The 10,870-nt window shown below is 62.2% G+C and carries 10 protein-coding genes and 1 pseudogene; 9 read left to right on the top strand and 2 right to left on the bottom strand.

Translation table 11 applies throughout. The features are described 5' to 3' along the window. Positions 1 to 210: 210 nt before the first annotated feature. Positions 211 to 1,077 (bottom strand): glucose-1-phosphate thymidylyltransferase RfbA, encoded by an 867-nt coding sequence (gene rfbA, locus M1247_RS36355; protein ID WP_317161298.1) that lies wholly within the window; start codon positions 1,075 to 1,077, stop codon positions 211 to 213. Between the two features lie 8 nt (positions 1,078 to 1,085). Further along, on the bottom strand, positions 1,086 to 1,244 hold the full coding sequence (locus M1247_RS36350) for a hypothetical protein (protein WP_317161297.1): 159 nt from the start codon (positions 1,242 to 1,244) through the stop codon (positions 1,086 to 1,088). A gap of 302 nt (positions 1,245 to 1,546) precedes the next feature. On the opposite strand from M1247_RS36350, the gene M1247_RS36345 reads away from it, so the two are divergent. The 9 genes and pseudogenes from M1247_RS36345 to M1247_RS36305 form a co-directional block, all read left to right on the top strand. Beyond that, positions 1,547 to 2,803: a glycosyltransferase gene (locus M1247_RS36345; protein WP_317161296.1), complete on the top strand. Its 1,257-nt coding sequence runs from the start codon at positions 1,547 to 1,549 to the stop codon at positions 2,801 to 2,803. Between the two features lie 271 nt (positions 2,804 to 3,074). Then, complete coding sequence (locus tag M1247_RS36340) at positions 3,075 to 3,809, top strand: class I SAM-dependent methyltransferase (RefSeq protein WP_317161299.1); 735 nt, start codon at positions 3,075 to 3,077, stop codon at positions 3,807 to 3,809. Between the two features lie 255 nt (positions 3,810 to 4,064). Next, a complete protein-coding gene (locus tag M1247_RS36335; RefSeq protein ID WP_317161295.1) occupies positions 4,065 to 4,865 on the top strand; it encodes a TylF/MycF/NovP-related O-methyltransferase in 801 nt (266 codons plus the stop codon). Between the two features lie 39 nt (positions 4,866 to 4,904). Further along, positions 4,905 to 6,173, top strand: a complete 1,269-nt coding sequence (locus tag M1247_RS36330) for a glycosyltransferase (RefSeq protein WP_317161294.1) — start codon at positions 4,905 to 4,907, stop codon at positions 6,171 to 6,173. Positions 6,174 to 6,222: 49 nt separating this feature from the next. Further along, entirely contained in the window at positions 6,223 to 7,389 is a 1,167-nt protein-coding gene (locus tag M1247_RS36325) for an acyltransferase family protein (protein ID WP_317161293.1), read from the top strand. A gap of 182 nt (positions 7,390 to 7,571) precedes the next feature. Beyond that, positions 7,572 to 8,411 carry a TylF/MycF/NovP-related O-methyltransferase gene (locus M1247_RS36320; protein WP_317161292.1) on the top strand — a complete coding sequence of 280 codons (840 nt, stop codon included), beginning with the start codon at positions 7,572 to 7,574 and terminating at the stop codon, positions 8,409 to 8,411. A gap of 60 nt (positions 8,412 to 8,471) precedes the next feature. Continuing rightward, the gene (locus M1247_RS36315) at positions 8,472 to 9,545 is read left to right on the top strand and encodes an NAD-dependent epimerase/dehydratase family protein (RefSeq protein ID WP_317161291.1); all 1,074 of its coding nucleotides are present in this window, start codon (positions 8,472 to 8,474) and stop codon (positions 9,543 to 9,545) included. Positions 9,546 to 9,637: 92 nt separating this feature from the next. After that, positions 9,638 to 10,708 carry an acyltransferase family protein gene (locus M1247_RS36310; RefSeq protein ID WP_317161290.1) on the top strand — a complete coding sequence of 357 codons (1,071 nt, stop codon included), beginning with the start codon at positions 9,638 to 9,640 and terminating at the stop codon, positions 10,706 to 10,708. A gap of 73 nt (positions 10,709 to 10,781) precedes the next feature. Then, positions 10,782 to 10,870: pseudogene (locus M1247_RS36305) on the top strand (class I SAM-dependent methyltransferase); the annotation flags it as partial.

Genomic DNA, 10,870 nt, shown 5'->3' with positions numbered 1-10,870 from the left:
TTCATCGTCCCTTCTCGCCCGACATCGGGCTACAGGACTCTAAAACTGGTGGGACTCATTCACCGGGAACACGCCAGAGCGTGACAATTGCGATGGACATTTATTCGCTATTTGCTGTAAAGCCTTGGCAACGCGTTTTATCGAGAAAGCGATGCCGATTTGCCGACGGGCCGGCTGTTGCCGTGTGAGGGCGGCCGGGTGTGCGTGGTCCTACTGCCGGTCCAGCAGGTTCAGCAGGTAGTCGCCGTATCCCGATTTCAGCAGTTCCTTGCCGCGGGCAGCCAGTTGATCATCGTCGATGAACCCGGCACGCCACGCGATCTCCTCGGGCACCGCGACTTTCAGGCCCTGGCGGCGTTCGATGGTGCGGACGAAGTCGCTGGCGTCCAGCAGGGAATCAAAGGTGCCGGTGTCCAGCCACGCTGTCCCGCGGGCGAGCACCTCGACGGAGAGCAGCCCCTGATCGAGGTAGGTCTGATTGACCTCGGTGATCTCGTACTCTCCGCGGGCCGATTTCCGAAGTGACCGGGAGATCTCGATCACGTTGTTGTCATAGAAATACAGGCCGGGAACCGCATAGTTCGATTTCGGCACCACCGGCTTCTCCTCCAGCGCCAACGCCGTGCCGTCGGCGCCGAACTCCACTACGCCGTACGCAGACGGATTCGCCACCCAGTATGCGAAAACTGCTCCACCGCTGACGGTTTCGAACCGTTGCAGGCTTGTGCCCAAACCGGGCCCGTAGAAGATGTTGTCACCCAACGCAAGCGCCACCGTATCGGTGCCGATGTGGTCAGCGCCGATGACGAACGCCTGGGCCAGGCCCTCAGGTTCTTTCTGAACCGCGTAGCGCAGGCTCACGCCGAAAGCCGAGCCGTCGCCGAGAAGCCGCTCGAACGCCGGTGCATCAGCCGGTGTGGTGATCACCAGGATGTCCCGAATGCCTGCCATGAGCAGCGTGGACAGCGGGTAATAGATGAGCGGCTTGTCGTACACCGGTAACAGCTGCTTGCTCACGCCCATCGTGATCGGATGCAGCCGGGTGCCGGACCCACCGGCGAGAATGATGCCACGCATGTGTACCCCTACCTGGCTGAGATGAATTCGTCGAGTTCGGCAGCGACGACGTTTTCGGCGTCATTGCGGCGCAACACGTAGGCCACCTTATCGTGCACCACGCGCGTTGCCGACGGAATCCGCTGCGGTGGCGCAGAGGCGCTGATCAGGTGCCCCGTGGACGACACGCCACCACAAATGCAATGAAAAATATTTGGCTGTACGTGATTTGAATTGCCGCGGCCGCATAGACGACGGTCGGTGGCATGAAATTGCCCGTCTGAAACTCCCGCGTTGGTTGGCGCAGCCACGGTCGCGTAGAGGTCCGCCGCGGAAGGTAGCTGAATTGGCGGGCCGAATTTCGCTGACCTGGTCGGATACCCCGTCTGAAAGGCCCGGCAGTGGTGCGGGGGATCAGATAAAGCCGGCCGCCGTAGTGGGCAGTCGTCTAGAAATATGTACGGACGTCAGGGTGAGGGGTGGAATCGCCATGAGGATTGCCATGGCCAGCTACGGGACGCGCGGCGACGTCGAGCCATCGGTCGCGCTCGGCTGCGAGTTGAGGCGTAGGGGACATGAGGTGTGTATGGCCGTCCCGCCCGACCTGGTCGCTTTCGCGGAGGCGGCCGGACTGGCCGCTACCCCGTACGGAATGCACATGGAAGCACAGTTGGACACCTACCGTGACTTGTGGACATCGTGGACCCGCAACTTCTGGCGGGTTCAGGATCTCGTCGCGATGACCCGTGGAGCCCTGAAGGGCGTCGTGCAGCAGTGGGCGGATATGGGCGCGACCGTCAGGTCGCTGGCGGACGGTGCCGATGTGCTGACGACCAGTGTGGGCTATGAACAAGCGGCGGCCGACGTCGCGGAATGCTACGACATTCCGCTGATCGCGCTGCATACCTTTCCGTGGCGGCCCAACGGCCGACTGTTTCCGATCCTGCCGCCGCCGGTGACCCGGTCCGCGATGACGGCCTACGACTGGCTGGGCTGGCGTCTGACCAAGACACCCGAGGATGCGCAGCGCCGTGAACTCGGCCTTCCGAAGGCTGCCAGTCCCCCGCCGCGGCGCTTCGCCGACCGCGGATCACTGGAAATCCAAGCCTATGACGAGGTTTGCTTCCCTGGACTGGCGACGGAATGGGCCAAATGCGGCGATCGACGGCCGTTTGTCGGAACGCTGACGATGGGCTTGACGACGGATGCCGATGAGGAAGTCGCGTCGTGGATCGCTGACGGGACGCCGCCGATCTGCTTCGGTTTCGGGAGTATCCCGGTCGAATCCCCAGCGGACGCGGTGACGATGATCAGCACGGCATGCGCCCAATTGGGGGAGCGCGCGTTGATCTGCGCCGCCGGGACCGACTTCGGCGATGTCCCTTGCGGGGACCACGTCAAGGTCGTCGGTGCGGTGAACTATGCCGCAACCTTCCCGGCTTGCCGCGCGGTAGTCCACCACGGTGGTTCAGGTACCACCGCAGCGAGTCTGCGTGCCGGCATCCCGACGCTGGTGCTCTGGACAGCGGGCGATCAACCGCTGTGGGGGGCGCAGATCAAACGGTTGAACATCGGTGCCTCCCGGCGCTTTTCGATGACCACCTGTGAGACGTTGGTTGCGGATCTGCGCCGGATACTCGCCCCGGACTACGCCATCCGGGCCCGCGAGATCGCCACTCGGATGACTGGCCCGGATGAAAGCATCTCCAGCGCAACTGATTTGGTCGAACGGATCGCCAGAGGCTGACGGGCGACGGGCGGCGGGGCCCGGTTCCGGCGTCAACGGCGCGGATGATCTTGATGAGGTACCGCGTCGCAGGTCAGCAGCGAGTTGACGGTTCGGTGTGCAGCCGGCAGGACGATAAGCTAACTCTATGGTTTTCGATGATTCTCCCGATACGGTCCGTGGTTGAGTTGCACGTCCATAGGATTTCGTGACTATGCCCTCATTCCGGCTCGCACTGGTGCCCAAGCCACCGTTCATAGCTCGCCGCTACCCCTACAAAGACCGTCAGCGGATGCTTGACGCGTTGGGCCCCGATCTGGCCCGGACGGTGGCCATGCGGGCCGAGGACAGCACGCCCACAGAAACCGAGATCGGGCAGATATTTAACGGCACCGACAATGTCCACAAGCTGCGCCACTACCTGCCCATCTACGAGGCCGCCCTCGCCCGAACCGAACGGATGCTCGAGATCGGCGTGGACCGCGGCGGTTCGCTACGGATGTGGCGCAAGTACATGCCTGAGGCCACCATCGTGGGAATCGACATCAACCCCAAAGCGGCACAGCATGACGCGCCTGAGGACCGCGTTCACGTGCGGATCGGCGATCAGACCGACAATGGGTTCCTGGGCCGCGTGCTCGACGAGTTCGGCCCCTTCGACACCGTCCTCGATGATGGCGGGCACAGCCCCAAGCAGATGATCGGGTCGTTCCGGTATCTGTTCCCCCGGCTCAAGCCCGGCGGCGTGTACGTCGTGGAAGACGTCTGCGCCAATTACTGGACGCCCTACCGTGACCAACGCGAATCGTTCATCGACTTCACCAAATGGTTGATGGATGCGATGCATGCGCCGTATATGCAGATGACCTCGGTCTTCGAGATCATGGAAGGCCATCCCAAACGGGTCGGGCAGGTCGAGGTGCCGTTGGCGGCGACCATCATCGACCGCATCGAGGTATTTGACTCCGTCGTGGTCGTGCACCGTGCCCCAGAACCGAAGCACTTGTCCCGGGCCGCTTTCCGCTGACCCGGCCGGGCCGCACGTTGATCTTGAATTGTTTGCTGGAGACGCCGTCATCGGTCATTGACCCATATGATCGACGACGGCGACATGTCGATCCATTAGCCTTTTTTGCAGATCGGCGTGAAGTTCGCCGAGATTTGCCCAAAAGGTCTCGGCCGCAAGGTCAACGGTCGGCCCCGAAATGTATTGACCGGGTCTTGTCCACGCTAGGCTCATCACCGGAGTACCGGTTTTCAAGACAGGGGCACTTTTTTGACCGTGACTGATCGTGACACCCGATCTGCATATCTGGATCTGCTCCGACAGGACCTCACCAGGTACGGCGTCGACGAGTTGGTTCCTGTCGGGTGGGACTGGCTGCATCGTCCCATTCTGAAAATCGGCAACCTCATGCTCGTGCGTAAGCGGCCGTTCGATCCGCGCAAACGCGACCTCGGGCTGGACTGGCCTGCGGATGCGCTGACGATGATCGGGATGAACCGCCTGACCAGCTTGCAGCAGTGCGTCGAGACGGTGATCGCCGAGGACGTACCTGGAGATCTCGTCGAGTGTGGGGTGTGGCGAGGCGGAGCATCCATCCTGATGCGCGCAGTCCTGTCCGCCTACGGAGACGAGACCCGGCAGGTCTGGCTCGCCGACTCCTTCGAAGGTGTGCCACCCCCGGATTCCGCGAATTACAAAGCGGACAAAGGGGATAGGTTGCACCTGGCAGCGCCGATCCTGGCGGTGACCGAAAAGGACGTGCGGGCGAACTTCCAGCGCTACGGACTGTTGGACGACAAAGTCCACTTCCTTCCCGGCTGGTTCAAGGACACGCTGCACGACGCCCCGATCGAGCGCATTTCATTGCTGAGGCTCGACGGCGACCTCTATGAATCCACGATTCAGGGACTCGACGGTCTCTACGCGAGGCTGTCGCCGGGCGGCTTCTGCATCATCGACGACTACCACGCAATAGACGGCTGCAAGCAGGCCGTCACCGACTACCGCGCCAAGCACGGAATCTCCGCAGAGATCGTCGAAATCGATGGCACCGGTGTGCTCTGGCGTAAGGAGTGAGCGGCCGCCACCGGCATGACTGAAAGGCTTCGAACTGCGATGAAATTTGTGCTGGCGAGCTATGGAACTCGAGGCGATATCGAGCCTTCCATTGTTGTCGGACGCGAGTTGCAGCGCCGAGGGCACGAGGTGGTCATGGCCGTTCCGCCCGACTCGGTCGATTTCGCTGGTGCCGCTGGCTTTTCGGCGGTCGCCTACGGGCTGGATACGCGGTCGTGGCTGGACGTCTACCGAAACTTCTGGACGTCGGTGTTCCGCGAGTTCTGGAAGGTCCGCGACCTGCGCAAACTCTGGCGCGAAATGTGGACCCTCAGCGATCAGTCCTGGGCTCAGATGAACGCGACGTTGACAGCGCTTGCCGATGATGCGGACGTGTTGCTCGCCGGGCAGAGTTACCAGGAGCCTGCGGCCAATGTTGCCGAACATCACGACATTCCGTTGATCACCTTGCATCACGTTCCGATGCGGCCCAACGGCCAACTCGTGTCGATGCTGCCGCCGGTGCTGGGTCGCGCGGGGATGACGGTGTTCGACTGGGTGGCTTGGCGCCTGAACAAGAAGGTGGAAGACACCCAGCGTCGCGCACTTGGATTGCCGAAGGCGACAGGCCCTTCACCGGGGCGGATCGCCGAGCGTGGAGCCCTGGAAATCCAAGCCTACGATGAGGATTGCTTTCCCGGGTTGGCCGGCGAGTGGTCGAAGTGGAATGGCATGAGACCGTTCGTCGGAACGCTGACAATGGAGCAGTCGACCACCATCGATGATGAGGTGACGTCGTGGATTGCCTCCGGAACACCGCCGATCTGCTTCGGTTTCGGCAGTATGCCGGTGGAATCTCCGGCCGACACCGTCACGATGATCAGTGCGGCCTGCGCACAATTGGGCGAGCGGGCGTTGATCTGTGCCGGTTACAGCGACTTCAGCAACGTGCCGCAGTTCGACCACGTCAAAGTGGTCGGCGCGGTGAACTATGCGGCGATCTTCCCGGCCTGTCATGCCGTCGTCCACCATGGTGGTTCGGGAACCACCGCAGCCAGTATGCGCGCCGGGGTCCCCACCTTGATCCTGTCGATGGACGCCAACCAGACACTGTGGGGAGCCCAGGTCAAGAAGCTGAAAGTGGGTACTACGCGACGCTTTTCAGCGACTACACAGGAATCGCTGGTCACGGATCTGCGGCGGATCCTCGCTCCGGAATACGTCGAGCGGGCGCGCGGCCTCGCCAACCGGATGAGCAAACCAGCCGAAAGTGCGATCAGGGCAGGCGATGTGGTGGAGAAGTTCGCCCTGGCAACGTGTACGGCCTGAGCGGCAATTTGAGGCCCGTCGACCGGGCCCGATCTGATCGGGGGCAGAGATGAGCAACAGTCCTGAAGTCGCCGGAGCAGGCGACGTCAGTGACAGGCCGTCGCGACGGAAACTGGCGGCCGGCTCGAAACTGGGGCAGGTGTTCGATCCGCGAAACAACGCGCTGAACGCCTGGCGGCTGGTGCTGGCCACATCGGTGATCCTGTGTCATTCCTGGCCGCTCACCGGCCACCGGATCCCGTACAAGCCGGTCGAGCAGCTTCTCGAGCAGGTCGGGGTGGACGGATTCTTCGCGGCCTCAGGATTCCTGATCACCGCGAGTTGGCTTCGCAATCCCCGGCTGCGGGACTTCGCCATCGCTCGCGCACTGCGCATCTTCCCCGGGTTGTGGGTATGCCTGGCGATCATCGCGTTCGTCATCGCCCCGCTCAGCGTCATGATCCAGGGCGGCTCGGTGTCGGATTTGATGGCGTCACACGCGCCGCTCGAATACCTGCTCAACAACGCCGTGCTCAACGTGTACTACGCCGGCATCGACGGAACACCGCGAGGCGTCCCGTGGGCCGGGGTGTGGAACGGTTCGATCTGGACGCTCGTGTTCGAGATGATCTGCTACATCGCGGTCGCGGTGTTGGGAGTCGTCGGATTACTGAAGCGTCGATGGGTCATTCCGTCGATCTTTGTCCTCATGCTCTGTGCGACAGCGTGGTTGTCGTACCCGACCTTCGCGATGCAGACCATCCCGCAGATGGTGGCCCGCTTCGCGGTCATGTTCGCCGCCGGGGCGCTGCTCTACCAGTACCGGGACGCCATTCCTGCGCGGTGGTCACTCGTCGCCGTGAGCATCGTCCTTGTCCTCGCGTCCGGGCTGCTGACCAACTACCGGGTGATCGGCGCCCTGCCGTTGGCGTACGCGGTCATCGTTTCCGGCGCCCTCGTCCACCGCAAGCGATTGAACCTGCGCAACGACCTGTCCTACGGCGTCTACATCTATGCCTATCCGATACAGCAACTCCTGGTCGTCCTGGGCCTTGCCAGCCTGGGCCCGTTCCCGTTCTTCGTCGTTGCGACGGTGGCAACTGTGCCGTTGGCCGCGCTGAGCTGGTTTGTGGTGGAGAAACACGCGTTGAAGCTGAAGTCCCGGCTCACCAAGCGGCGTACCGGCCCGGTCGGCGAACTACCATCGGTACCGGCGGATCGAAGTGGTGTCGGATGACGATCCGGATTTGCCGTAGCCGACGAATTGTGCGCTAACACGAGGTAACTCGCCGTGTGGCTCAGGTCAGCGGCATTGCGCATCTAACCGGCTGCGGGCCAAGATGTTTCGCCCGGTCGGGCCCCGAGCCCCATCGGGAATTGCCCGTAGTCGCGACCGTTGCGAGTGCTAAGGTTGCTGACGTGGCAAATGGGCTCTCGGTCCGCACCCGACTCCGGCTTCGGGCGGTACGCGCGGAGTATTGGTTGGCGCGCAAACTTCTGCCTGATGTGTATTCCAATGATGCGTTGATCACGTTCAATACGCATGGGTTCATGGATGATCCGGCGTTTCAGCGGGCTTATCAGCGTGGTGCGCGTGCGCTTGGTGATCAGGATTGGTATCAGTGGCACTGGCGGGTGCATGTGGGGTTGTGGGCGGCGGCGAATGCTCGTCGGCTTGATGGTGATTTTGTCGAATGTGGTGTGAGTTACGGGTTTTTGAGTAGTGCCATCATGGAGTATCTGGATTGGGACGGGTTGGGTAAGACGTTCTATCTGTTGGATACGTTTGCGGGGTTGGATCCGCGGTTTGTCTCGGCGCAGGAGCGTGAGTCGGGGGCGCTTGAGGCCAGTGAGACGCATTTGCGTAACGGCATGTATGTGGATTCGGTGGATAGCGTGCGGGCGAATTTTGCGCAGTGGAGTAATCAGCGCATCATCGTTGGTGCGGTGCCGGAGACGTTGGATCAGGTTGATGCTGATGCGGTGGCTTTTCTGCATATCGATATGAATTGTGCTCCGCCGGAAATTGCTGCGTTGCGGTTCTTTTGGCCGCGGTTGACTCCGGGGGCGTATGTGTTGCTGGATGATTATGCCAATCGTGGGCGCGAGGAGCAGCGTGATGCGATGGATGAGTTGGCTCGGGAATTGGGTGTGCCGATCTGTACGTTGCCCACCGGCCAGGGACTGCTCATCAAACCGGCACGGAATTCAGTCGACGATCGTGCGTCACATACCGAGCTGTTCCAGGAATCCGGCTGACGCAGGAAACGTCCGACCACTCACCTGACTCCACTGCACACGAACGGGAGGCTTCACCTCTTGTCTACATCCGTACTCATCACCGGTGGAGCAGGATTCATCGGCTCGGCGCTCTCACGCCGCCTCGTCGAAGCGGGGTATGACGTCGCGATCATGGACGTGCTGCTCCCGCAGGTTCATGGTGGAAAGCAGGCGATCGATCTACCGTCGGCCGTCCGGTTGTTCACCGGCGACGTGACCCACGCACCTGACTGCGACGCTGTGCTCCGATTGTTCCGGCCGACCCAGATCGTGCATCTGGCGGCCGAAACGGGAACTGCGCAGTCGCTGTCCCAGGCGACGCGCCACGGCTCGGTGAACGTGGTCGGAACCACCCAGCTGCTCGACGCCCTCAGCCGCTCGGGCATTGTGCCCGAGCAGATCGTCGTCGCGTCGTCGAGGGCCGTCTACGGCGAGGGCGCTTGGCAGTCGGGCGGACAGACGTTCTACCCGCGGCCGCGTACCCACGCCCAACTGGCGGCCGGGATCTGGGATCCCCAAGGGCCCACCGGCGAGCCCGCCGTGCCGCTGCCGCACTGCGCGGGCCGCACCGAACCCCGCCCCATCAGCATTTACGGCGCCACCAAGCTCGCCCAGGAGCACCTGCTGACGGCTTGGACATCCGCCCATGACTCCAACCTCAGCGTGCTGCGCCTGCAGAACGCCTACGGCCCGGGGCAATCACTGACCAACCCGTATACCGGGGTGGTCCCGTTCTTCGCCCGGCTCTCGCGGGCGCACCGACCGTCGGAAATCTATGAAGACGGTCGGATCGTGCGCGATCTCATTTATATCGACGACGTGATCGACGCGTTGTTCACCGCGGTGAACAAGCCTGTGACCGAACCACGGTGTCTCGACATCGGCTCGGGTCAGGGGACAACCATCCACGAGCTGGCTCAGAAGATAGCTGCCATCTTCGACGCCCCCGAGCCGATCGTCGTCGGGAAGTTCCGTGACGGCGATATCCGGGCCGCGAGTTGTGACAGCGGGCCCGCGCAGCGTGAGCTCGACTGGCGTCCGAAATGGGCGCTCGACGACGGCCTGCGTGCATTGCTCGAATGGATCGACGAGCAACCTGAATCGACGTTGTAGCCAAGCGATCACGCAAACAATCAAGAAAGTCAAAAGCCCCACGCGCGTTGCCGGAGCGGCGATAAAATTACGCCGACAGCGCGGGGGCCTTGATGAAGCTACAGCAGGCATTCGATCCTCGAAACAATGCGCTGAACGCACTCCGGCTGGTATTGGCCGCCGAGGTAATACTGTGGCATTCCTTTCCGGAGACAGGACATCGGCCACCCGAGGCACTACTCCAGATCCTTTTCTCGATCGGGGTTGACGGGTTCTTCGCGATATCGGGATTCCTCATCACGAGAAGCTGGCTCACCCACCCGCGGGCCGGTGAGTATCTCGCCGCGCGCGCGCTTCGCATACTTCCCGGTCTCTACGTCTGCCTGGTGGTAACCGCCTTCGTCATCGCCCCGATCAGTGTTGCCGTTCAAGGTGGTTCGGCGATGAAGCTGTTGATGTCCACCGAACCGATCGAGTACGTGTTGAAGAACAGCGGAGTGCTCTACCTCCAGCACCATGTCGGCGGAACACCGACCGGAATCCCCGATGCCGCCGCGGGTTGGAACGCGAATCTGTGGTCTCTCATCTGGGAGGTGGCGTGCTACCTGATCGTGATCATCCTGGGAGTCGTCGGCCTCGCCAGTCGACGCTGGGTCTCCCCGGTGATCTTGGTCCTGGCGGTGTGCGGGGCGATGTTGTTGCCGCCGCTCACCTTTCCCGGGCTGTGGACCATTCCACAGCTCCTCATGCGAACCGCCATCATGTTCGCCGCCGGAGCAGTCATGTATCACTGGCGCGATGTGATACCCGCCCGATGGTCGCTCGTCGCGGTAAGTGTGGTCATTGTTCTGGCGGCCGGCCTACTGCCCGATTACCGGGTGGTGGCTGGCCTTCCGCTGGCATACGCCGTCATCACCTCGGGGGCGTTGTTGCGGCACAAGCGCTTGAACTTACGAACTGATCTGTCCTACGGCATGTACATTTACGCATTCCCGACACAGCAGTTGCTCGTGGTCTTCGGCCTCGCGTTTCTGAATCCTCTTGTCTTCTTCGGAGTCTCGACGATCGCCACACTGCCACTTGCCGCGTTGAGTTGGTTCCTGGTGGAAAAACGCGCGATGGCGCTCAAGTCCCGTCTCAAGCGGAGGAGCGTCGCGCCCGTCCCGGAGCCCCAACCCGGGTGACTGCCGCCGAGTTGTCCGCCGAGGTAATGTTGGCGGCGTGGCAACCGGACTGTCGGCCAGGGCGCGCCTCACGATGGGGTGGCTGCGCGCGGAGTATTGGTTGGCGCGCAAACTTCTGCCTGATGTGTATTCCAATGATGCGTTGATCACGTTCAATACGCA

Origin of the sequence: Mycobacterium appelbergii (genome assembly GCF_032883035.1) — a bacterium.
GTDB classification, from domain to species: Bacteria; Actinomycetota; Actinomycetes; order Mycobacteriales; family Mycobacteriaceae; genus Mycobacterium; species Mycobacterium appelbergii.
Note: the sequence above shows the minus strand (reverse complement) of the source record. Positions and strands in the feature narration are given on the sequence as shown.